Raw genomic sequence first — 22,604 nt, 5'->3', positions numbered from 1 at the left:
ATCACGGAATAAGGAAAAAGAAAATGCCAGAAATAAAGGCCATTTGGCATTGATCTTCAGTAATGAATTTGATCAAGAATTAAATCAGATGGTATAATACCAGTTCAACATCTGGCTTCGAAATATATTTCTGGTTTATCTGTAAATGAACCTCTCTTTATCCATTTCTTTCATTTACTGCTCCACTATGTTATATTTATTAAAAAGCGAGGTGTCATTTTGACAATTTATAAAGCAAAAAAGAGTAATCTTAAAGAACTTTTATCAAAGAGCAGCACTAAGCTTGACGTATTAGCAGATAACACTGGAATTTCCAAACCGTTGCTTAATGAATATTTAAGTAAAAAGGTAATGAGTTTAAATAATGCCATGACCATTTCTAAAGAACTAAACTGCAAAGTTGAAGACTTATATGTATGGAATATTTCTGAAGAGTGACGATTAATCACTCTTCTTTTGATTTGATGACTTTTTTACCTATAATTAGCTGCTTACATACATAAAATAATATTAATTAGCATTTTCTAGAAAAACTATGCTATACTTAGACAAACCTTTTACAACCTTTTTACTTTACCTGCATCATGTTCCCTGCTCATACTCTGAGCAGGGTTTTTTATTCAAAAGCGCAAGCGCCTTGTTCAGAGGAACGTCGACTAACAACCGCCACGTCCTATGGCGAACGTCGACGTCAGCACATCCTCGAAAAGCTATCGCTTTCCTTCGTGCGATGTAATGCTGACGAAGCGTTCCTTGTCCTGTGCAAGTCCGACAAGCATAAGCCAATCATCTGATGGGGAGCGGTTTTCTCCCCATCAGATGATTGGCTTATGACCTCGAGGCCGACTAAGAGCGCCCCGTCCTGTGGCGACGTCGGCACTAGTACATCCTTGTACGTCGGAGCTGGATGCAGATAACCAAATTTAAGTTATCCCCATAAAATTCAATCTATAGTTTCCTATACAATAAAAAAGCAGACTCCACTGAAAGAGTCTGCTTGTATATATGATCTTTATTAAGCTTTTTGAACGTTAGTAGCTTGGGGTCCGCGTTGACCTTGTTCTACTTCAAAAGTAACTTCCTGACCTTCATCAAGAGATTTAAAACCTTCGCTTTGGATTGCTGAGAAATGTACGAATACATCGTCTCCGCTTTCACGTTCGATAAATCCAAAACCTTTTTCTGCATTAAACCATTTAACTTTACCTTGTTCCATTTTTGTTGCCTCCCAGTGTGAAAACACACAATGTATTACTATCCTTGCTCTAAGTGATCATCAAGAAGAAAAGTTAACACTTATACTATCATCTATTACACCGAACAAAAATAATTCTTTTTAAGAATAACAGGAAATGGAAAGGAATGCAAACTGTTTTTATAGAATACCTAATAAATAAAATGATGATCTCTTACTTTGTCTCCACTGGCTAATAGAACCGCCAATTTAATTCTTGCTTTCTTGCTGTCATAATCCGACCCAAGAATAACTCCTCTTTGCTTCAAATCAAAGGCACTCCCTACATAATCATAAGCGGGATAAACCTTCCCTTCTTCCGCGCTTGTGGTCATAACTAAAGCTATATCATTATCAATAGCGGCCTTAATGGAAGGCATCATATGCGGAGTGACCTGCCCTCTGCCTACTCCCTCCAAAACAATCCCCTTAGCTCCTGCTTTTATAGAAGCATCTAAGTAAAGACCATCAGCGCCTGTATGGCATTTAATGATATCCACCCTCGGTATTGCCTTCTGTATATCGTAAAATTCTCTATGTAAGGGTTTTTGATAGATACTAACTACATCGTTATCAATAATCCCTAAGTAACCGTAACCAAAAGATTCAAAGCCCTGTAAATTGGAAGCGTGTACTTTTTTTACATATTTAGCTGAATAGATTCTTTCATTAAATACGACAATTGCGCCAACGTTTTCTAACAATTCATCTGCTGCTGCGTAAATTGAATTTCGCAAATTGGAGTACACATCAGTTCCCACTTCCTGTGGGGAACGTTGTGAACCTGTAACGACAATGGGTCTTTGGTCGTTTATAGATAGATCCAGAAAATAAGCTGTTTCTTCCAGGGAGTCAGTTCCATGGGTTACGACTACTCCTGAAACTGTCGGGTCTTCCAGCTCTTTCTTAATTGTATTGCGTAATTTCAGCATAGATTCAAAATCGATAAACATACTGGGGACTTGCGAAAAGTCGACGATCTCAATTTCTATATGCTCCGGCAACTTACATAAGGAAGCTAACTCATTACCGCTTAAAGCTCCCGAAGAGAGCATTCCATTTTTAGTTTCTTTGCTTGCAATAGTTCCACCAGTGGTAATTAGCGATATTTTCCGCTTCATTTTCTTAACACCTCTCGTTTATCATACTCCAAGAGCTTTGCGAATAACGAACTAAGAGGTCTTAAACAAGGATAATCTTGGATAACCCTCTACATTTTCTTGCCCAAAATATGCTGTGCAATCAAGCCGCCATGAAATCTTCCGTTTTCAATGAAGATTTCATTTGCATTATTGCCGGCAGCAATGACTCCTGCAATATAAACTCCTTCCACGTTTGTCTCCATCGTCTCCTTATCAAAGAGGGGCCGGCCCGATTCTTCATCAATATGGATGCCGATCTGCCCGAGAAATGAATGGTCAGGATGATAGCCTGTCATCGCAAAAACAAAATCGTTCTTAATCGTCTTCATCTGGTCTTTCACCTGATAAATGACGTGATCCTCAGTAATTTCCACGACCTTGGCATTAAACTCCATCATGATCGTGCCACTGTTTACAAGCGATTCAAATTCAGGAAGAATCCATGGTTTAATGCTTGGGGAATATTCACTTCCCTGATAAAGCACAGTGACTCTTGCCCCTGAATTCACCAGTTCCAAGGCGGCATCCACACTGGAATTTTTCCCGCCGATAACAAGGACATCAGTATTGAAATAAGGATGCCCTTCTTTGAAATAGTGATATACCTTTGGAAGTTCTTCCCCTAAGACATGCATATAATTTGGGTTATCATAATATCCGGTTGCAACCACTACTTGCCGAGCCTTGTATTCCCCCTTGCTAGTATGGACAATAAAGGAATCATCTGCCTGTTTGTCGATCCGTCCCACTCTTTCAAAAGTATGAACACGCAATTCTTTTCGCTTAACCACTTCACGGTAATACGCTAATGCCTGGTTTCGTACAGGCTTGCGGTTTTCGGTGATAAATGCGACGTCCCCGATTTCAAGCTTTTCGCTTGAACTGAAAAACGTCTGGTGGGTTGGATAATGGTATACCGTATTTACGATATTCCCCTTTTCAATGACCAGAACCTTTTTCCCCGCTGCTTTTAATGAAATTGCCGCTGCCAGCCCGCACGGACCTCCTCCAATAACGATTACATCTTCTACACTCATGGATGAGCCACTCCTCTTGCAATTATACTTTCTTTTAAAAAATACCATTTTTATCTGCTTATCTGTAAATTACCACAATTAAAAAATCCCCTACCCGCTAATGATAGGAGATTTTATTATCCGTTTCAATGAAGAAGCATTGGCGAAAATCTACAATGTCGATTAGATCCAGCCACGGAAGCGGGAAGCTTCTGCCATTTTCCTGACACCTACCATATAAGCGGCAAGACGCATATCGACTCGGCGGGTTTGGGCTGTTTCATAGATATTGTTGAAGGATTTCACAAGTATGGTTTCAAGCTTTTCTTCCACTTCTTCTTCAGTCCAGTAATAGCCCTGGTTATTTTGGACCCATTCGAAGTAAGAAACCGTCACACCGCCGGCAGAGGCAAGCACGTCAGGCACTAGCAAAATGTCGCGGTCGGTCAGGATTTGAGTAGCTTCAATGGTCGTCGGTCCATTGGCAGCTTCCACGACGATTTTCGCTCGTATATTATGCGCATTTTCTTCCGTTATTTGATTTTCTATCGCCGCCGGAACAAGAATTTCACATTCAAGCTCAAGCAGCTCTTTGTTTGTAATCGTATTTTTAAACAGCTTCGTTACTGTTCCAAAACTGTCTCTGCGGTCCAATAAATAATCAATATCAAGGCCGGCTGGATCGTAAAGGGCGCCATATGCATCTGAGATGCCGACTACTTTTGCTCCGGCGTCATGCATAAATTTAGCCAGGTAACTTCCTGCATTTCCGAAGCCCTGGACAACGACGCGTGCACCTTCAATTTGGATACCCTTCTTTTTGGCAGCCTGATCTATACAAATGGTTACGCCTTTTGCGGTAGCAGTTTCACGGCCGTGTGATCCTCCCAGAACAAGCGGTTTTCCTGTAATAAATCCTGGAGAATTGAATTCATCGATTCTGCTATATTCATCCATCATCCATGCCATGATTTGCGAATTGGTAAATACGTCAGGTGCGGGAATATCCTTCGTAGGGCCAACAATCTGGCTAATGGCACGCACATAGCCGCGGCTAAGTTTTTCAAGCTCGCGGAATGACATATTACGCGGGTCACATACGATGCCGCCTTTGCCGCCGCCATAAGGCAGGTCAACAATCCCGCATTTTAAACTCATCCAGATCGACAGCGCCTTCACTTCGCGCTCCGTCACGTCTGGATGGAATCTGATTCCGCCTTTAGTAGGTCCTACAGCGTCATTATGCTGTGCGCGATAGCCCGTAAAGATCTTTACTGATCCATCGTCCATCCGCACCGGGATCTTTACTGTCAGTAGTCGTAACGGCTCCTTCAAGAGTTCAAAGACTTCTTCCGGATAACCGAGTTTGTCCAACGCTTTATGTATAACAGTCTGAGTCGACTTTAGCACATCATGTTTATCTTCATCGTTAGTATGGTCAGTACCTTTTTCGGCTACCATCTGTGTACCTCCTAAAAAATCATATAAAAGGCTATGGGTCACCTTTCAGACAATAGTATACACCTTTGAACTCTTTATGCAAAGCATTATAATCGTCATTTTTTCTATTCTCAACCCGTTCTGAAAGCGCTATCAAAGCTTTACCTTTTTTACATTTTTCCACTGCCCTGCATGTGTTTATCCTCATTCTTTGTAAAAAACGGTCAGCTGCATAAGAAAAGCGCAGGCGCCTTGTAAAAAGGAACATTGACATCAGCATTAAGGAAGGCTTCCCAGAAAGGCACCGCAGCCAAAAAATCTGCGATTTTTTGGCGACATCCTCGAAAAGCTATCGCTTTCCTTCGTTCATCGTAAATACTTCCTTACACATCTATCCGATCTTATTCTTTATTTGAGAAAGTGGCTTGTAAGGACACTGACCGCTTCATCAGTAATTATAAGTTTTCCGTATTCCTGGACCCGAAATAGGGTCAGCGTCGAGACAGAGCCGTATTCAGCGGCCAGGGAGATCACTGCATCATATCGGCTTTCTTGAACCCGGTTAATTAGAAAATAATAATGGTTTTCATAACGATATAAAGAAGAACTCTCGATTTCGATGGACTTTAATGCATAACACAGCTGGATGACATCTTCCAAGTCGGAGAAGGTATAGAGAATATCAGGATGCTCCCCTACCTTGACCTGCAAATCGAGAAATTCATCATCTTCGTCGTCATCCGCTATTTCTTCTTCATCTTTCGTTACGATAATAATCAAGCCCTGAGCCTGCAGAGAAAAAATTTCTATTGCAATCGCCCCGCTCATTTTAAAACTTAACTCCTCACATGCCTCTTCAATCATTTCCTGAAAAAGCTTGTGAACCTTAAGCGAATTTCCATGAACATCTTCTTTCGTCAATCCTCTGTCAATTAAATCATCGAAAGTTAAAAAAATCTTTATCTTATTATTGGTTAATCGCTCAAGCTTCATAAAAAAATGCCCCCTGGATACCATCTTCATACATCATATGAAGGTGTTTAGCCGGGGTGCATATCCTTTATATAGTGAAGCTTTTGCCAGCGACGCTTTTCTTAAGATGGAGAAGGTGCGTTTCCGGCTCTGCCCCAAGCCTGAGGGGAAGTGTACTGGTGCCATAACCATTGCTCGTTAATAGGAGGGTGCTCCCTTGTTTTTTCATTCCCCCCAATTCATATGGGCCAAATCCAAAAAACCTGATTTGGCCGCCATGTGTATGACCGCTTAACACAAGAGAAATATTATTTTCATCCTTTATCTGTCCCGATACTAATGGGTTATGGCTGACGAGAATTTTGAAAACTGCACGGTCGGATTCGCTAAGGGCGAGATCGAGACGATCCCGTTCCATGCTGATATCGTCAATTCCGATGAGCTCGATTTTTTCCCCTTGATCCGATTCAATCACAACGAGAGTGTTATCGAGAATTTTCACGCCGTGTTTTAAGAGAATCGCATCAAGCATATGGTAATCCGCTTCATAATCATTATTTCCCCAGACAAAATAAAGCGGGCCAACCCCTTTTAGTTTCACGATATTCTTTTCAATCCGCTCCATTGGCACACCTTTCTCGGTAATATCGCCTCCAATAATGACGATATCAGCTTTACCGCGCACCTCATCGAGAAGCTTTTCCGTTACTAAGCGCCTATGTATATCAGAAATAAAAAAAACGCTTATTGTACGGAATGTTTCTGGAAAATCATCAAAAAACAAATCTTTTTCAACCACTTTATTTACAAACGCCGTTCTTACCATGATTAGCACGATTACAATAAGCAAAATGGCCGCTGCACTATATACGATTGTCATATTATCTCCCACTAACTATTTGTTTTCATGATATAGATTAATGTCATAATTTTTTTTCATCATCTCAAATACTTTGTGGCGGTTTGTCCATTGTGATTCCTGTTTCCAGAGATCCTTGCTTTTGTCGATGATTTCACAACGAAGCCCCTGGTATTCCTTTTCAGCTTTATCCCTCATTTGCTTAAGCACAATCATAAAGCCGTATAAGCCAATTGTGGCGAGCAAGAAAAGGAAATGATTATCATTATCTACAAACACGCTGAACATGTCGAAGAATGAATCCGAATAGGGACGGGCGATATAAAAATATACATAAACCAGCAGCATCGCAGCCATCGTCATTGAAGCCCAAATGCTTACAAGATGATTTCTTTTGGCTAGATCAAACTTTCTTTTTCTTTCGATTACAGTTTGCAGCATGTGCTTTGTTGCCTGGTCTGTGTGTTCGTCCAATAGAATGATTGCGGGCTCCACACCGATTCCTCCTCGCTACATATATTCACCAAAATATATTTTTCGAGTCCTGCAATTATGCCCGCTTTTTCATTTTGGAATGGAAGATCACGTATAAAAAAACTGACAGCAGAAAGATCCAGTGAGGATAACCGTGTTCTTTAAGGGAGGGCTTGAGCTTGGATTACTGTTTAATTGGTATTTTTAAAACCTGGCCAACCTCGATTCCTGTTCCGCTCAGCTGATTCCATTTTTGAATCAAAGCGACGCCATCATCGGAGTTGTAATATTTCAATGAAACATCGAAAATCGTTTCCTCCGGCTCTACCGTATGATATAAAATTTTATATCCTTTTTCCTGCTCCTTGCTGTCTTGAACCTGCTTATCACGATGTGTCTGGGTGCCTGCAGCGATAGAATCTGTCTGCTGCGCTTTCGTTTCCTGAGCATCTTCAGGGCTTTTTGCTTCATCCGTACCCGGGATGCCGTCTTCCTCAGTCCCGCCGCTTATCTCCACCGTCTCAAAGCCATTTTCCCCCAAAGCGCTTAGAGGTTTCTGTCCGAAATATGTATAGAGGCCGTATATCGATACGGGCATCAGGATAAAAAACAACGCAAGCAGCTTAAGCAAAGGGAACTTCATTTTCCATTTGTTCTTTTTTTTCTTATTTCTGCGCATTTCGCTTCTGCTCGGAAGAGGTTTCTTTTTTCTTTCCTGTCCTGCATCTGACTGTAATTTCTCTGCCTGGCCATGCTGAGTGTTGATATTCTGTTCCATATACCTCTCTCCTCTGTTGTGATAATTAATGGCTGCCTTCCTTGTTCTTCACAATGATTCCAAGTATAAAATCAATCAGGAAATGAGTAAAAATCGTAACAAGCAAATTATCGGTGACTTCAAAAAGAATGCCGATAAAGAAACTGAGAACAGTAATATTCACAAATAAAAACCAGTTAAACAGATAACGATAATGAATAAGCGCAAAAATCAAGCTCGTCCAAAACAGGCCAAGATGGGTTTGTATAATCCCCCGAAATAGAATCTCCTCGCTCAAGCCAACCGTCAGCGCCACTATAAAAATCATCGGGACCGGCAGATTTTTAAAAATCCGCTCATTTACTCCCCCGTCATCGTGATACGATTCCGGCAGGAGCTTCATCATCAGGATATCCAAGAAAATGACAGCTGCGCCTGCAGATCCGCCTATGGTCAGAATTCTCCAATCCTTGAATTGGAATAAGTCGAAAAAAGAAGAAATATCTTCAAATAAAATAATACTTAAAACCAGTGAAACGATTAACAGGATTATTTGCGTGAATACTAAATTAAGATACAGTTCTTTATCAGAGAGCTGTTTGATAAGTTCTGCCTGTTTATTTTTCATTGCTGTCTGCTGCTTTCAATAATAATTTCGCCAAATCTTGTTTCCAATTGGTGAAGCGGCTTGCTGCTAATTCGGAACCGTTAGCAGACATGTTTTGCAATAATTCCGGATCAAGGCCGCAACGGTCGCAGCATCGTTCATTCTGAGATTTTTTTTCTTCCTGGAAATAGTTCAATACCCCTTCTCGCCTGCATTGCTTTGATATCAGCCACGTAAGAAAGGAGTATATTTTCGCTGTTTTATACTCTTTGCGCGAGGATACATATCTTTTCATGGCTTCCTTTACTTTAAGCACATTGCCTTGTCCCCTATTTAACCCGATAAAATGCTGGATAAACCGCCACTGGATTTCACTTAAAGAAAATTGCTGGATAATCGCCTCTTGTACAGCCACTGGCGGTTTTTCCGAAACAAACTTGCTGAAATCCACATAAGAAAATACACCGTCTATTTGTGGTTCTGTAGGCAGTTCTTGTTCCATAAGATGAAGCGGAAGCCCTTCGTCGCCCTCACAATATAAAATAATCGCCGCACTCTGGTTCCCATCCCTGCCTGCCCTGCCCGTTTCCTGAACATATGCTTCGATGCCGGACGGAAGATGGAAATGAACCACGAACCGGACATTTTCTTTATTCACTCCCATGCCAAATGCGCTGGTAGAGCAGATAACCCTTAACTGACCGGTAATGAATTGCTGTTGAATGAGCATTCTTTGCTCCTGTTCCATACCGCCATGATAATAAGCAACATGCGCAATGCCATTTTCTTTCAAATACAGTGCCGTATTTTCTGCTGCTTTCTTGCTTGAAAAATATATAATTCCCGGCCCTTTGCTTTCCCGGGTGATTTCTAAAAGCCTTTGCAGCTTTTCTTCATAACCAGAAAAAGTTTCTACTGCTAGAGCAATATTTCCACGGTCAACGGACGAAATAACCTGATGAACAGTGTCGAGGTCGAGCCTATCTGAGATATCTTCCCTGACTTCTTCAGTTGCTGTTGCGGTCAGGGCAAGAGTCAATGGGTTTGAAAGCTTTCTTCTGATGTTTCCAAGCTGTAAATAGTCCGGTCTAAAATCATAACCCCATTGGGAAATGCAATGTGCTTCGTCGATTACGAATAAGCCGATATCCAAGTTTCTCAAAGCATTCAAAATACCTTCAACAGCAAGCATTTCCGGGGACAAAAAGATAAAGCGGTATCGAGTGATATTTTGAATGGCTTCCCGTTTTTGCTCACGCTCGAGGAAAGAGTTCAACGTCAGGACACTTTTTTCCCCCATATGCTTCAATTGTTCCGCCTGGTCTTGCATCAGTGATAGAAGAGGTGAAACGATCAAGACGGGTTTTTTTAGGATGTATCCTGTAAGCTGATAGCACAAAGACTTCCCTGTCCCGGTTGCAAGCATCCCCAGTGTATGCTGTCCATTAAGCAATGAAGAGATGATCTCCTTCTGTCCTGGACGAAAAGTATTAAATCCAAAATGTGTATGTAATTGTTTCTCCAAATTCATCGGTTGTCACCTGCCTTTGCTAAAACAAGGCGTATCTGAAAGAAGGAGATATCCTCATCTAATTGATTCTTAATGAGCTTAAGCTGTTTTGTATCCATCCTTTTTGCCGTATCAGTGATCTTGCCCGCTGTTTCTTCTGTAACAAATGGCGTTATCGGAAAACCTGGCTTTGCCAGGACAATTTCGACGATATGGTCTTCAATCGTGTTCACTTTCAAACGTCTGAACCCAGCGATTTCATCAGGCCTTTTGCCTTTTTTTATATGGTCAAAAGTAACTTTGGCAGACTCTGTCAGCGGCTTGTCCACACCTGCCGGCAGGTCTTCGATTATTGAAAATAGAAAAGGGAAACATGTCTTGTTGGCGTTTATTTCATGAAGAATAGAATGAAGGATGCCCAGGAAAAGGAAGCGGATATACACTTCATCCAGCTTTGCTGTTTCTGAAATTTGCTTGAAGGTGCTTCCCACCCGGTGCGAGCCGGTCAATCTCATCACGAATATATTTCTCTCTATATCGCTTTTCTTTTCAAGAAGCATGACTAGTTCATCAAAAAGGCCCTTGCCTATTTGGGACCGGTTCTGTAGATGAAGCCGAAAAAAACGTTTTACCCAATTCTGGATGTCGGCATTTCTTTGAATCGGATAAAAATGGTTCTGTTCGTGAATGATATGGGAAAGAGATTGAATCAGAAGGGTCAGCCTTCCCCAAAAAGCGGCCGGATTACTTTGATAGCTCCAGCCATCCAAAGCTGATGGCAGTGGATAGTTCTTCCCGTATTCGTGGAGTACATCCCGGCCTTTTTCCGTAAGCAAAAAATGACTTTCTCTTTGTTGGTCTATTAATGATCTTTGAAGCAAAGATGCAGAGATTTGTTCTAAGAGCTCCCTCGTAACAGGAGAATAGGTACCAAATAATTCTTTTAGCCCATACAGGTGAGCGTCCTGGATGGTCTGCGAGGATTTTTTTCCTTTTAACAAATGATAAATTGCGAAGATACTTCGTTCTCCGTTCAGTTTATCTATACAATAAAGAAAAAGCGCTTCAAAGAAAACGGAATTCACCATCATTAATCACAGCCTTGATTCTAAATTTATACGCCACGTTTCACATTACCTATTGTATCAGAATACGGATCAGGCTTGGGAATAGCGTATTAGAAAATCAATAATTATTGTGAAGGTTATAACAGGAGATTATAGAGTCTCGCCTGCCGCGATAAGCAACAGCTTTTCACCCTTGTATGCGTTGACAAGATATTTCTATTGAAAAGTTCATGTATCAGTTTTACAATAGGTATGTGTATGGAATATTCATACTTTTAATTATGGAGTTAAATCGTTGGATTAGGAGGGATTTTATTCATGGCGAAATATACAATTGTAGATAAAGATACGTGTATAGCATGCGGTGCTTGTGGAGCAGCTGCCCCTGACATCTATGACTATGATGATGAAGGCATCGCATTTGTAATACTTGACGACAATGAAGGAATCGTAGAAATTCCGGATGTACTCATAGATGACATGATGGACGCATTCGAAGGGTGCCCGACAGATTCTATTAAGGTTGCTGACGAGTCCTTTGACGGAGACGCAACAAAATTCGAATAAGATGTAAGCCATCGCTTCGTTTAGGGTGGCTTTTTTTAACTGGAAAATGTTTTTCGCAAGATATTCAGGGAAGTTAACAGGGATAGAAATCGGCCGCTTGACCAGGACAGCAAAAAGCCAGCTTGCATCAGGGACTACAAACTGGCTATATATTCATTTTTATGCATTTTTATAAATTGATTGTTTGTTAATCCACGGCTGCAGTCTGATGAACAGCAGCATGAACACAGCAGTAATCAGGGTTCCTTTCAGGATATTAAATGGCAGGATTGCAGTGGTGGCAAATTGTCTCACCTGTGGTCCTGACATGGCATCCCAACCCATGAACAACGTATATGCTGGCAGGATAAGATAGTAATTGAGGACACTCATCAATACAGCCATAATCAGCGTGCCGGCAATAAGGCCAAATGTCATCCCTTTTCTTGAACTCAACTTTTTATAGATGAAATATGTCGGCAATACAAATAATACGCCTGCGGTAAAATTCGCAATATGGCCTACCGGAACACCTGTCTGGCTTCCAGTCATCACATAATCCAGCAGGTTTTTAATAAGTTCAACGATAATGGCCGCCATCGGGCCAAATAGCAATGCCGCAATCAAAGCAGGTATCTCGCTGAAATCGATCATCAAGAATGTTGGAAATCCTGGAAAAGGAAAGTTTAACAGCATCAACACATATGAAACGCTTCCCAACATTGCAAGTGACACCAGTTTTCTTACATTGGTAGTCTTCATAGATCTCTCTCCTTCTTTCTTGGCTAATAGAAAAGTACCTTTCCTATCCGCATAAATGCAACTACGCCTTTGTCTTCGCCTTTACAAGGCTAGCAATCGGCACGTTTTCTTTATGATCTACCACGAAAAAGAGGTTTGGTTCCTTCAAGATGAGTAACCGACAAATAAAAACCCAATAATTATCGAAATTATTGGGAAGAATAGCGGCATACTCAAACAGACGTTCAAACCCTGCTTTTTTGAACGCTATCTGGAACCTCCATCTTCTCCCATCCAGACTGTACTGTCGGCTTTGGAATCACACCAAATCTGCCTTGATAAGGCTCGCGGGCTTTGAAGCAATTGCTTCATCACCGCCGGTGGGGAATTCCACCCCGCCCCGAAGATAGACCTATTAAATTAGATTATACAAATAGATTATATATCAATTCCTAATATTTGTGTAGCATTAAATTGACAGTATAAAATCTCTCTTGTAAAATTAACAGAAATTTAAGAGTAGTTATAGGAAGGTGTTCAATTGTGTATCGTATCTTAGTAGCTGATGCCATTAAACCCGAGGGGCTTGAGCCTCTTTTACAGGCATCTGAAATCGAACTTATTCAAAAGAAAATCGAAGAAGCGGAGGAAAGTCTTCATGAATTTGATGCTCTGCTGGTAAGAAGTGCAACGAAGGTTACAGAAGAATTAATCGAGAAAATGCCCAATTTAAAAATCATTGCCCGGGCAGGAGTCGGCGTTGATAATATCGATGTGCCGGCAGCGACTAAACATGGGATTGTAGTGGTAAATGCACCTGATGGCAATACCATTTCCACAGCCGAGCATACATTTGCAATGATGGCCGCCCTCGCCCGCCACATACCTCAAGGACATTCTTCCGTGAAAAATGGAGAATGGAAGCGTTCTGCCTTTACTGGTACGGAGCTTTATGGCAAGAAACTGGGCATTGTCGGCATGGGTCGTATCGGCGGAGAGATTGCTAAACGAGCCAAGGTTTTTGGAATGGACGTGTTAGTATTCGACCCATTCTTAACATCCGACAGAGCCAAAAAGTTGAATGTAACTTCCCTTTCTTTAGAGGAATTACTGCCGCTTGCTGATATCATTACGGTACACACGCCTTTGACAAGTGAAACAAAAGGCTTGCTGAACAAAGACAATCTGCGTACATGCAAAAAAGGAGTCTATCTTCTCAACTGCGCACGCGGCGGAATTATCGATGAGGATGATTTATACGAACTATTGCTTGAGAACCATGTAGCCGGTGCTGCTCTGGATGTTTTTGTCGAGGAGCCTCCTGCAGGCAATAAACTGCTGGAACTGGATTCGGTTATTACCACGCCTCATCTGGGTGCTTCCACTAAGGAAGCGCAGTTTAACGTGGCCACCCAGGTAGCCCAGGAGGTACTGGTATTCCTTGAAGGCAATCCAGTTGCTAATTCTATTAACCTTCCGGCAATTTCCAAAGAGCAATTTGAAAAGGTACAGCCATACTATCAACTTGTTAAACAAATGGGTTCCATCGGCTCTCAATGCATGAAAGAAGGCATCAACGAAATCTCCGTTACCTATGGCGGAGAAGCGTTCCATTTTGACACAAGCATCTTAACGAAAAGCCTGATCTCCGGAGTTTTCAAAACACGGCTTGACGGCCCTGTTAATGAAGTGAACGCCCTGCTTATCGCAAAAGAGCGCGGGGTTACGATCGGCGAGAAAATATCTACCGATGCTTATGGATATGCCAACTGTATCTCCGTCACCGTAAAGGGTGATAATCGCCAGCTCGATATCCGCGGAACGCATGTTGAGAATTATGGTTCACGGATTGTCAGCCTGAACGGATTTAACATCGAATTCCTTCCTGAAGGTAACTTCCTGTATATCCAGCACACAGACCAGCCTGGCGTTATCGGAAATGTCGGCAGAATCTTAGGTGACGATGAGGTTAATATCGCTACGATGCAAGTTGGCCGTAAACAGGCAGGCGGCGAAGCAATCATGGTTCTGTCTTTTGACAAACCATTAAGTGATGAAATGTTTGAAAAACTGAACGAACTTCCTGATATTTCGTTTATGTACCGAATGTCTTTATAATGATGAAATTGTAAACATAAGAAAAGGCTGTCCGATATTTCCATGGTACAGCCTTTTTTATTAAAGGGAAACTTATTCTGCTATAATGAAAGATTAACCGGCCTTATCATATCTTCCTGAAATTGAGGAAGCTTCCAGACAATTTTGACAGCCCAAACCTGATCTGTCTTAGAAGCAATTTTTCCTGCCGTTTGGGCGTGTCCCATTTTGCCTCCTACAAAAAGCAGGCCGATACATCCGGCTAAAATCATTACTATCAAAAATCGTTTTCCATAATCAATCATCCATTTGCCTCCCAGCCAGCCATAAAATACACAGTCTCAAAAATTATATGCTGACCATCGGGAACTCATTCCTGCTTTCGGTTAATTGATGCTTCTAGCTACAATGGAACCTTCCTCTGATTACCCCAAAAACCCTCTAATTGATCTTGTTAGGAGCAATCGGGACAGGTACATCCTCCTGCAGGTTATATGGTCCGAGAGCATCAATATTTGCATTGCTAAATTTCACATAATCAAAGCCAAAATCCTTTGCCGTCAATAGAATCGCTTCCAACGCGGTCAAATATTCTTCAGTGTCCGATATTTTTGTTCCTTCTGATAGTTCCAATATCACTTTCTTATCCTGCTCTTCAACACGATCCCATTTCAATTCCTTAGGGATTGAGGGGGAAATCGATGGATCACCGCTTCCCTTTATCATCTCTTCCAGTGCCTTGTCAATTGTCGGGAATTCGGAATGGGAGGAAACCAGCATTTTACGTGAGCTTTCATTTGTTTGATAAATAAAGTACGCTTTTCTAGCGCCATGGTTGATGCCAACTTCCTCTTCAGAGGGCTTTTCTTCGGCGGCACCATGCCTGTCTTCACTCTTTGCGACTTGATCATTCGGCGTGGAAGAACTGTTATTCTCAGTCCCGGCATGCTGTGAAGAAGCGGCCTTCCTGCTTTGCGAACCCCGCTCCATTTCAGTCTTTTCAATGGCTCGATCCTCGCTGGCCGAGTTGTTCGATCCCAGCATAATGCTTGTCGCAAGCACTGCAAGGACAAACAGGGCTGCCATAGCAGCAATAAGAGGGATCCAATTGTTCGATCGCTTCCTGTGAATCCTTGATTCAATGTTTTGGTAGATATCTTTGGGATGCCGCCTATCTTTAATGTTCGGCAAATTTTTCAACAGCTCTTCAATGTCATTTTCATTCCATTGGGATCTTTTCAAAGGGGATCTCCTCCTTTCCTGCCTGTTCCTCCATTGCTTTCTTTACCGCTTTTAAAGCTCGATGCTGCGTCGTCTTAACCTTGCTTTCCGTCCACCCCAGCACTTCAGCCGTTTCTGAAATCGAAAGTGATTGAATATAACGGAGAATGATGACTGAGCGCTGATCCATTGTGCAATCGTCCAGGCTCTTATATACCCGTCGCATATTGTCATTTTGTAATGCTTTTTCTTCCGGAAGCGGCTGCTGGTCCTTTATCTGGTTCCGTTCCCAATCAAAGCTCTCAAACAATTTCTGCTTCCAGCTTCTTTGTTTTCGGAAATGGTCGATGGCAGCATTTCTGGCAATTGAAAAAAGCCATGTCTTTTCACTGCTTTTCCCTTCAAAACGGTCATATGATTTTAGTACGCGTATATAGACCTCTTGAACTAAATCCTCAGCAGTTTCCCTGTTTTTAACGAGATAGAAAAGAAATTGAAATAGATCACGATGGTACTTTTCATATATTTCCAGAAAAACGGAGTCCATCTTTTCCCCTCCTCCGCTCGATCATTTAGTCGTAATATTCACACAAATAGTTACATTTTCACTATAGGCTTTTCGAGCAAAAAAAGGAAGGGCATTCCAGCCCTTCCTCCAAGTTTATCTTTGTTTCTTATGAAACAAGATTATCCGTCAATATTTTAATATCTCACTCATTTCCCATCATTTTTCGAGGCAGGTTGAATGTAAAGGTTGTTCCTATTTCGGCTAAACTATTTACGGTTATATAACCATGATGGGCATCAATGATGTTTTTTGCGATGGCAAGGCCAAGTCCTGTCCCTGACCGGCCCCTTGTCCTCGCTTTATCAGCCTTATAAAACCTCTCAAATACAAAGGCAAGATCTTCTTCCGGTATGCCTGATCCGGAATCTCTGACATCAATAATCAAACCCTGCCGCCCGTCGCTTCGTTGAATGACCTCGACAGTCCCGCCTTCAGGAGTATGGCGGATGGCATTGTCAATGAGATTGGTCAGAACCTGTTCAACTCGGTCAGGATCAAACTCCCACCGAATCGCCTCATCCTGCATGTGAGTGACTATCTTAATATCCTTCTCTTTTGCGAGTCCATAAAACTTAGAGGCAATCCGCTTCAAATAAGAATTGAGCTCGACACTGTCATAATTAAGCGTGATATGGCCCGCTTCCATTCTTCCAAGGTCAAGCAGATCATTAACAAGCCTTCCCATCCGCAATGATTCCTCATAAATGACCTGTGCCATTTCTTTCTTTTCTTCTTCACTTTCAGCAATGTCATCGATGATTGCTTCACTATATCCCTGGAGCATGGAAATCGGCGTTCGCAACTCATGCGACACATTGGCAATGAAGTCTTTACGCAGCTTGTCCAATTTCCGTTCTTCAGTCATATCGCGGATAATCGCCACAGCGCCTCGTATCGTATTGTTGCCATATAAAGGGCTGACAATTAACGTCCAATCATGCCCCTGAAGCGTGATCCCTTCGACCTGCTCCTTCTCCATCACTTCCGTCTGGTCAAAAAGATTCATCAGAACGGAAGGAACAGTATCCGCGTTGTCTCGATTGAAACCTTTTTCATAATACCAGCTATGGAGGAAACGTTCCGCAGGCGGGTTTTTCACGAGGATTGTCCCATCCTTATTGAAGGTAATCACCCCGTCTGCCATACTGCTCAGAATGCTCGCAAGGTGTTCCTTTTCCTGGTTAAGGGCGTTCAAATTAAATTTTAATTGTTTGCCCATTTGGTTAAACGCCATAGCGAGCTCACCGATTTCATCCTGGGTAAGGATCGGCACTTTCGTATCGAATTTGCCTCTTGCGACCTCAAAAGCGGCTTCTCGCATTTTCCGGAGCGGGGCATTAATTCTCGTAGATAGAAAAAAGGCGAAAATGGTGGTTAATATGATGGCGACTCCTGCAGCCATCAAAATAAATTTCGTTGTTGAGTGTGTTGCTTCCTGCATCTCTTCAAGCGATTGGTATAAGAATATGCCAGCGTATTTTCCGTTTAACTCTAAAGGAACACCGACCACTATCGCAGAGGTATTACGGTTGCCGCTATCATCAATTGGCAGCACCATCTCTTTTTTCACCGTTTTTTGCTGCGAAAAAACTTTTACTAACTCAGTGTCGCTTTTTAAAAACTCTGACGTTACATTCGGGTCTGTTTGCTTAGTAGAAAATGTGACCCTGTCTCCATTGATGACGAGCATTTTTGTTTCTTCGCCGATCATTCGCGAAGCAATTTGAAGCACCTCGTTCGAATCGGGATGCAGATGTACAATCTCGGCTATCCTTTGTCCGCTTTTGGTTAGTTCCTTTTCCGCCTCATCGAGCTGGAAGTTTTCGAAGAACTCCATTAACAGGATCGTCAAGATGAAGAGAACAAACGAAACGAGCAGCAATATCGTAATCCAAAGTTTTCCAACTACACTGCGCCAAAACATCAGTCATTTATCACTTCGAACTTATAACCAACACCCCATACAGTCACGATCATTTTCGCCGCATTCTCGGAAATGCGGTTTAGCTTTTCGCGCAAGCGCTTCACATGGGTGTCTACGGTTCGAAGGTCTCCAAAAAATTCATAATGCCAGACTTCCTTTAGTAATTGTTCGCGATCAAAAACCTTATCAGGTGATTTGGCCATGAAATATAGTAGTTCATATTCCTTTGGCGTCAAGGATACTTCCTGGCCGTCAGTCGTAACCCGGTGGGCCTCATTATCAATCGTTAAGTGAGAAAAAACAATTATATCCTTCGCCTGCGGCTCTGTTTGGATATAACTTGTTTTCGAGGAACGGCGCAGCAGAGCCTTTACACGCAGGACCACTTCCCTGGGACTGAACGGCTTTACAATGTAATCATCGGTACCGGACTCAAAGCCTTGGACGCGATTGACTTCTTCCCCTTTTGCAGTCAACATAATAATTGGAGTCGATTTCCTTTCCCGCAATTCGAGGCATACCTCAATACCATCCTTACCCGGCATCATGATATCAAGCAGAATCAAGTCATAGTCACTCTCAAGCGCTTTCATTAAAGCGATATTCCCGTTCTCGGCTTCATCAATAAGATAATCTTCTCTTTCAAGATACATCCTTAATAGACGGCGGATTCTATCTTCATCATCGACTACTAAAATTCTCGGTTTATTTTCCAACCTGACTCCTCCCTTACTGTTTTTTGACACACCCATATTTTATAAAAAAAGTCTAACTCCCTACACAAAGCAGGCTCCGCCACGATTGTGTATAACAGGGAGTCAGACCCTTTTGAGAAAGACAACACCACTTATTAGGAAGACTTACGCATAGGAATGCAGACCTGCAATGATAAGGTTCACAGCTATTAAATTAAACATAATAATGATAAAACCAATCATAGCCAGCCAAGCCGACTTCTCTCCATGCCATCCCCTGGAAAGACGGAGATGCAGAAATGCCGCATAAAACAGAAAGGTGATTAAGGCCCACACTTCTTTTGGATCCCAGCCCCAGAAACGGGTCCAGGCTATCTGGGCCCAGATCATCGCGAAAATCAGAGCACCCAGCGTAAAGATTGGGAAACCGATCATCACAGCACGGTAGCCTATCTCGTCCACTAAGTCTAAATTAATATTTTTCACAAGCGGCTGAAGCTTAGCCGCAATGCGTTTTCGCAAAATAAGTCTGATTATCCCGTAAAGGACAATACCAGCAACAATAGACCAGACTACTGTGTTCATTTTTTTCGCATTGATCATCGCCGGCACTTCTGCCAGCGGCTCCATTTTATCCGGCGTCTGCAGCTTTCCTTCATGCGGGCCGATTAACGGAGGCAATGTGTAGCTGGCCTTTGCTTCAATATTATTCTTGTCCATATAGATGAAATCTGCCTTATAATCCATCATGGAGAAGGTGGTCGCGACAAGGACAAACCCTAGCGTCGTGACTAAAGTAAACATCGTGGCTTCAAGCCAAAACGTACTTTTGCTTCGTTTCGACTGGTCAACGGATTTTAATAAATAAATCAATCCCGCCGCAAAGCTGATTGCAAGAATTGCTTCACCGGCTGCGGCTGTCGTCACATGAATATGAAGCCAGTCACTTTGCAGGGCAGGTATCAAAGGCGAAATGTCTCTAGGGAACATGCTTGCATAAGCGATGACCAACACTGCCACAGGCAATGTGAATACCCCTAGAGCAGGGGTTTTGTAAATCATATAAATAACGATAAAGGCACCGACAAGCATCATCCCAAAGAATGTCGTGAATTCAAACAAATTACTGACCGGGGCATGTCCGCTTGCAATCCATCTTGTAATAAAGTACCCGATCTGTGCAATGAAACCAATGACGGTGATGCTAATACCGATGATTGCCCATTTATTTTGTTTTTTCTCAGTTTGCCCTCTTTTATCCTTGATTGCTCCTGCGAAGAAAAAGGTTGCAACGAGATATAGAACAAACGCGATATATAACAGATTACTGCTTATTTGAGCCACTAGTTATCTTCCCCTTTATTTGCAGACTTCTTTTCCTGAAGCTGATCGGCCGGTTCGTCGATAATGGTATTTTCGATTACACGATTAATATCCCGCTTCAATCCATGCCAATTTTTGTTCGTATGGCCCGCAAGCATTATTTCCCCGTCTTTCTTCTGAAGCCAGATGCGACGGTGGTTCCAGTAGGCACCCTGGACGACGCCAATCATGAAGATTACTCCGCCGAGGAAAATGATCCAGAGTGTCAAATCTTTTCTGATTGTCAGTGCTGAGACATTTTTTGTCTCGATTCCGGCAAAAGTCATCTTATAGTCATTATCGCCGAGCGGTTCCAATGTTTGTTTGATTGCGACAAAGCTGACTTCACCCTTTGGTTTGTCAGGGGTAAACATTTTAAAGATGAAGGCCGGGTTATTCGGAATCCTCGACTTCGTACTTGGTTCGCCGTTTTCAGCAAACTCAAAGTCCGGGAAATAACTCATCAGCTCGACTGAATAGCCTTTTTTTAACTCATATTTTGGTTTGGGGTTATATAAATCAACCGTGACCATTCCGAATTGTTCCCCGGATTTTTTATTGGTCAAATTAAGTTTCATCTTGTTCAGCTCATCGAGTTTATAATCCACTTGATAAGCCGCATAGCGGTCATGCTTTAACGGCTGATTGACTTTAATTTGATCCTCTTTGATCTTCTTCAGCTCAGGCTTTTCCCCAGGTATCACCTTTCCTACCCGTTCGTACAATGTTACATCAGATTGGTAGTTTTTTGCAATCATTCCCGTTTTGTCAATGGCAGCAGTGAAATCTTTGTCATCTTTTTCCTTATCATATACTTCAAGAATGAACTTTTCGCTTGAAAGGTAGTATTCCCCTTTAGTTCCTGGCATTTCTTTCGTTTCCCCTTCGCGAAGCCAGACCAGCTCATCGACGTACATGCCGGGAACGAAGCGGAGCATGGCGCCAATCAGGAAAACAATCAAGCCGATATGATTTACATACGGGCCCCATCTTGAAAAACGTCCTTTTTCTGCAAGAATATTCCCGTTTTCTTCACGGACATTATATCGTTGGTTTCGCAGATTTTTCTTGATTTCTTCAAAATCTGTTTCTATATTTTCGCCTTTAGTAATTCCAAAAACACGCTGCCGTTTCAAAAAGCTTTCATGCCTGGATACCTTTTGTTTTTTTAAAGACCGGTATAAAGGGAAAAACCGGTCAATACTTGCGATAAGTATCGACGTTCCAATTAAAGCAATTAAAATCAAGTACCACCAGGAGCTGTACAAATTATGAAACCCAAGCTGGTAATACAATTTCCCGAACCAGCCATATTCCTGTTCATAATGCTGTTCTGGGGGTACATTCGGGGGTATGTACATTTCCTGGGGCAGGATCGTTCCCACTGCCGAGGCAACCAGTGTGATGACGATCAGCCAGACCCCAACTTTAACCGAAGAAAAGAAGTTCCATATTTTATCAACGATTGTTTTATTGTATGTTTGCGAACGCCTGGCACTTCCTTCGTAGCGCATTTCGACAAGCTTATTGTCCGCCTGTGTTTCATCCAGCAACCTGCCGCATGCTTCACAGAGAACTGTGCCATGCGGATTGACATGCCCGCATTCGCATTTCACTTCAGCCATGTTAAAAACTCCTCGTGTTATGGTTTAATACTCTCCATATGGTTCCGGACAATCTCCTCCGTCAACTCTCCTTTAAACATATCGACGACCTTGCCTTCCTTATCAATCAGGAAGGTATAGGGGAGCGGGTCGATTCCATATGCCGTCATCACCTGCTGATCTTTATCGATAACGACGGGAAAGCTCAGTTTATGCCTGTCGATGAAATTTTGGACAGAATATTCGGATTCAGCAACATTCACGGCTAAAACCTGGACACCCTTATCTTTATATTTGTTATATTGGTTATCAATGTAGGGCATCTCCCTTTCACAAGGCTTGCACCATGTTCCCCAGAAATTGAGAAAAACACCCTGGCCTTTATAGTCTGACAGCTGATGTTTCTTGCCTTCCATGTCAGTCAGCACAAAATCGGGAGCAACGGACCCTTTTTGAACCGACTCATGCTTATCTTTCGTGAAATTGGCATATAAAGTATAAACCAAAGCTGCACCCAATATGAGGAGGATGATTGTTCTTACAATCAGGCGGCGCTTTTTCTTTTCCATAAAAAACCCCCTGCTTTCGATTCATTTACTAAAGTATAACTTTTTTCGACGTGAATTGATGTCTAGCGCAAGCAGCCTAGCCCCGACGCACAGGACGTGCTAGTGCCGACGAAGACATAAGGACGTGGCGATCTTAGTCGGCCTCGAGGTCATAAGCCAATCAACTGATGGGGAGAAAACCGCTCCCCATACAGCTGCT

At 42.3% G+C, this 22,604-nt stretch carries 23 protein-coding genes and 1 riboswitch; of the genes, 3 read left to right on the top strand and 20 right to left on the bottom strand.

All coding sequences use genetic code 11. The features are described 5' to 3' along the window. The first annotated feature begins 219 nt into the window (after positions 1-219). Complete coding sequence (locus tag ELQ35_RS22570) at positions 220-438, top strand: helix-turn-helix domain-containing protein (protein WP_185861719.1); 219 nt, start codon at positions 220-222, stop codon at positions 436-438. A 577-nt stretch (positions 439-1,015) separates the two neighbouring features. Here the strand turns inward: ELQ35_RS22570 and ELQ35_RS09960 are convergent. The 11 genes from ELQ35_RS09960 to ELQ35_RS09910 form a co-directional block, all read right to left on the bottom strand. After that, positions 1,016-1,216, bottom strand: a complete 201-nt coding sequence (locus ELQ35_RS09960) for a cold-shock protein (protein ID WP_126864694.1) — start codon at positions 1,214-1,216, stop codon at positions 1,016-1,018. Positions 1,217-1,386: 170 nt separating this feature from the next. Continuing rightward, a complete protein-coding gene (locus ELQ35_RS09955) occupies positions 1,387-2,355 on the bottom strand; it encodes an asparaginase (RefSeq protein WP_126864693.1) in 969 nt (322 codons plus the stop codon). A gap of 89 nt (positions 2,356-2,444) precedes the next feature. Continuing rightward, on the bottom strand, positions 2,445-3,413 hold the full coding sequence (locus tag ELQ35_RS09950) for a YpdA family putative bacillithiol disulfide reductase (RefSeq protein WP_126864692.1): 969 nt from the start codon (positions 3,411-3,413) through the stop codon (positions 2,445-2,447). Between the two features lie 162 nt (positions 3,414-3,575). Beyond that, entirely contained in the window at positions 3,576-4,853 is a 1,278-nt protein-coding gene (locus ELQ35_RS09945; RefSeq protein ID WP_126864691.1) for a Glu/Leu/Phe/Val family dehydrogenase, read from the bottom strand. A gap of 387 nt (positions 4,854-5,240) precedes the next feature. Beyond that, positions 5,241-5,825 (bottom strand): genetic competence negative regulator, encoded by a 585-nt coding sequence (locus ELQ35_RS09940; protein ID WP_126864690.1) that lies wholly within the window; start codon positions 5,823-5,825, stop codon positions 5,241-5,243. 67 nt (positions 5,826-5,892) lie between these two features. Then, complete coding sequence (locus tag ELQ35_RS09935) at positions 5,893-6,684, bottom strand: metallophosphoesterase (RefSeq protein ID WP_126864689.1); 792 nt, start codon at positions 6,682-6,684, stop codon at positions 5,893-5,895. A gap of 15 nt (positions 6,685-6,699) precedes the next feature. After that, on the bottom strand, positions 6,700-7,158 hold the full coding sequence (locus ELQ35_RS09930) for a YpbF family protein (protein WP_126864688.1): 459 nt from the start codon (positions 7,156-7,158) through the stop codon (positions 6,700-6,702). 163 nt (positions 7,159-7,321) lie between these two features. Further along, positions 7,322-7,915 (bottom strand): LysM peptidoglycan-binding domain-containing protein, encoded by a 594-nt coding sequence (locus ELQ35_RS09925; protein ID WP_126864687.1) that lies wholly within the window; start codon positions 7,913-7,915, stop codon positions 7,322-7,324. 25 nt (positions 7,916-7,940) lie between these two features. Further along, positions 7,941-8,522: a CPBP family intramembrane glutamic endopeptidase gene (locus ELQ35_RS09920; protein WP_126864686.1), complete on the bottom strand. Its 582-nt coding sequence runs from the start codon at positions 8,520-8,522 to the stop codon at positions 7,941-7,943. Next, positions 8,512-10,032, bottom strand: a complete 1,521-nt coding sequence (locus tag ELQ35_RS09915) for a RecQ family ATP-dependent DNA helicase (protein ID WP_126864685.1) — start codon at positions 10,030-10,032, stop codon at positions 8,512-8,514. Before ELQ35_RS09915 ends, ELQ35_RS09920 begins: the two co-directional genes overlap by 11 nt. Next, on the bottom strand, positions 10,029-11,102 hold the full coding sequence (locus ELQ35_RS09910) for a YpbB family protein (protein WP_126864684.1): 1,074 nt from the start codon (positions 11,100-11,102) through the stop codon (positions 10,029-10,031). Before ELQ35_RS09910 ends, ELQ35_RS09915 begins: the two co-directional genes overlap by 4 nt. 294 nt (positions 11,103-11,396) lie before the next feature. Here ELQ35_RS09910 and ELQ35_RS09905 point away from each other — a divergent pair, with 294 nt between their 5' ends. Next, the gene (locus ELQ35_RS09905; protein WP_126864683.1) at positions 11,397-11,645 is read left to right on the top strand and encodes a ferredoxin; all 249 of its coding nucleotides are present in this window, start codon (positions 11,397-11,399) and stop codon (positions 11,643-11,645) included. A gap of 159 nt (positions 11,646-11,804) precedes the next feature. Here the strand turns inward: ELQ35_RS09905 and ELQ35_RS09900 are convergent, their stop codons facing one another. Continuing rightward, positions 11,805-12,386: an ECF transporter S component gene (locus ELQ35_RS09900; RefSeq protein WP_126864682.1), complete on the bottom strand. Its 582-nt coding sequence runs from the start codon at positions 12,384-12,386 to the stop codon at positions 11,805-11,807. Between the two features lie 257 nt (positions 12,387-12,643). After that, a riboswitch (FMN riboswitch) is annotated at positions 12,644-12,777 on the bottom strand. A 131-nt stretch (positions 12,778-12,908) separates the two neighbouring features. On the opposite strand from ELQ35_RS09900, the gene serA reads away from it, so the two are divergent. Then, on the top strand, positions 12,909-14,483 hold the full coding sequence (serA, locus tag ELQ35_RS09895; protein WP_126864681.1) for a phosphoglycerate dehydrogenase: 1,575 nt from the start codon (positions 12,909-12,911) through the stop codon (positions 14,481-14,483). Positions 14,484-14,563: 80 nt separating this feature from the next. Here serA and ELQ35_RS09890 read toward each other — a convergent pair whose 3' ends face one another. From ELQ35_RS09890 to resA, 8 genes are all read right to left on the bottom strand, one after another. Next, the gene (locus ELQ35_RS09890) at positions 14,564-14,767 is read right to left on the bottom strand and encodes a hypothetical protein (RefSeq protein ID WP_126864680.1); all 204 of its coding nucleotides are present in this window, start codon (positions 14,765-14,767) and stop codon (positions 14,564-14,566) included. A 136-nt stretch (positions 14,768-14,903) separates the two neighbouring features. Further along, the gene (locus tag ELQ35_RS09885; protein WP_126864679.1) at positions 14,904-15,704 is read right to left on the bottom strand and encodes a GerMN domain-containing protein; all 801 of its coding nucleotides are present in this window, start codon (positions 15,702-15,704) and stop codon (positions 14,904-14,906) included. Next, positions 15,682-16,230, bottom strand: coding sequence for an RNA polymerase sigma factor SigX (sigX, locus tag ELQ35_RS09880; RefSeq protein ID WP_126864678.1), 549 nt, complete (start codon positions 16,228-16,230; stop codon positions 15,682-15,684). The genes ELQ35_RS09885 and sigX overlap by 23 nt, the downstream gene beginning before the upstream one ends. A 163-nt stretch (positions 16,231-16,393) precedes the next feature. After that, on the bottom strand, positions 16,394-18,178 hold the full coding sequence (locus tag ELQ35_RS09875; RefSeq protein WP_126864677.1) for an ATP-binding protein: 1,785 nt from the start codon (positions 18,176-18,178) through the stop codon (positions 16,394-16,396). Further along, positions 18,175-18,927 carry a response regulator gene (locus tag ELQ35_RS09870; protein WP_425466820.1) on the bottom strand — a complete coding sequence of 251 codons (753 nt, stop codon included), beginning with the start codon at positions 18,925-18,927 and terminating at the stop codon, positions 18,175-18,177. Before ELQ35_RS09870 ends, ELQ35_RS09875 begins: the two co-directional genes overlap by 4 nt. 108 nt (positions 18,928-19,035) lie before the next feature. Further along, positions 19,036-20,214 (bottom strand): c-type cytochrome biogenesis protein CcsB, encoded by a 1,179-nt coding sequence (ccsB, locus tag ELQ35_RS09865; RefSeq protein ID WP_126864675.1) that lies wholly within the window; start codon positions 20,212-20,214, stop codon positions 19,036-19,038. Continuing rightward, on the bottom strand, positions 20,214-21,857 hold the full coding sequence (gene resB / locus ELQ35_RS09860) for a cytochrome c biogenesis protein ResB (protein ID WP_126864674.1): 1,644 nt from the start codon (positions 21,855-21,857) through the stop codon (positions 20,214-20,216). The genes ccsB and resB overlap by 1 nt, the downstream gene beginning before the upstream one ends. Before the next feature lie 17 nt (positions 21,858-21,874). Further along, positions 21,875-22,405: a thiol-disulfide oxidoreductase ResA gene (resA, locus tag ELQ35_RS09855; protein WP_126864673.1), complete on the bottom strand. Its 531-nt coding sequence runs from the start codon at positions 22,403-22,405 to the stop codon at positions 21,875-21,877. Positions 22,406-22,604 lie beyond the last annotated feature (199 nt).

Origin of the sequence: Peribacillus cavernae, from assembly GCF_003989135.1 — a bacterium.
Taxonomy (GTDB): domain Bacteria; phylum Bacillota; class Bacilli; order Bacillales; family DSM-1321; genus Peribacillus; species Peribacillus cavernae.
The sequence above is the reverse complement of the archived record's forward strand: the minus strand, read 5'-3'. Positions and strand labels throughout refer to the sequence as shown.

Coding starts and splice junctions, on each gene's coding strand:
- ELQ35_RS09960 (WP_126864694.1), bottom strand. CDS start 1,216: ATGGAACAAGGTAAAGTTAAATGGTTTAATGCAGAAAAAGGTTTTGGA.
- ELQ35_RS09955 (WP_126864693.1), bottom strand. CDS start 2,355: ATGAAGCGGAAAATATCGCTAATTACCACTGGTGGAACTATTGCAAGC.
- ELQ35_RS09950 (WP_126864692.1), bottom strand. CDS start 3,413: ATGAGTGTAGAAGATGTAATCGTTATTGGAGGAGGTCCGTGCGGGCTG.
- ELQ35_RS09945 (WP_126864691.1), bottom strand. CDS start 4,853: ATGGTAGCCGAAAAAGGTACTGACCATACTAACGATGAAGATAAACAT.
- ELQ35_RS09940 (WP_126864690.1), bottom strand. CDS start 5,825: ATGAAGCTTGAGCGATTAACCAATAATAAGATAAAGATTTTTTTAACT.
- ELQ35_RS09935 (WP_126864689.1), bottom strand. CDS start 6,684: ATGACAATCGTATATAGTGCAGCGGCCATTTTGCTTATTGTAATCGTG.
- ELQ35_RS09925 (WP_126864687.1), bottom strand. CDS start 7,915: ATGGAACAGAATATCAACACTCAGCATGGCCAGGCAGAGAAATTACAG.
- ELQ35_RS09920 (WP_126864686.1), bottom strand. CDS start 8,522: ATGAAAAATAAACAGGCAGAACTTATCAAACAGCTCTCTGATAAAGAA.
- ELQ35_RS09915 (WP_126864685.1), bottom strand. CDS start 10,032: ATGAATTTGGAGAAACAATTACATACACATTTTGGATTTAATACTTTT.
- ELQ35_RS09910 (WP_126864684.1), bottom strand. CDS start 11,102: ATGATGGTGAATTCCGTTTTCTTTGAAGCGCTTTTTCTTTATTGTATA.
- ELQ35_RS09905 (WP_126864683.1), top strand. CDS start 11,397: ATGGCGAAATATACAATTGTAGATAAAGATACGTGTATAGCATGCGGT.
- ELQ35_RS09900 (WP_126864682.1), bottom strand. CDS start 12,386: ATGAAGACTACCAATGTAAGAAAACTGGTGTCACTTGCAATGTTGGGA.
- ELQ35_RS09890 (WP_126864680.1), bottom strand. CDS start 14,767: ATGATTGATTATGGAAAACGATTTTTGATAGTAATGATTTTAGCCGGA.
- sigX (WP_126864678.1), bottom strand. CDS start 16,230: ATGGACTCCGTTTTTCTGGAAATATATGAAAAGTACCATCGTGATCTA.
- ELQ35_RS09870 (WP_425466820.1), bottom strand. CDS start 18,927: ATGGGTGTGTCAAAAAACAGTAAGGGAGGAGTCAGGTTGGAAAATAAA.
- resB (WP_126864674.1), bottom strand. CDS start 21,857: ATGGCTGAAGTGAAATGCGAATGCGGGCATGTCAATCCGCATGGCACA.
- resA (WP_126864673.1), bottom strand. CDS start 22,405: ATGGAAAAGAAAAAGCGCCGCCTGATTGTAAGAACAATCATCCTCCTC.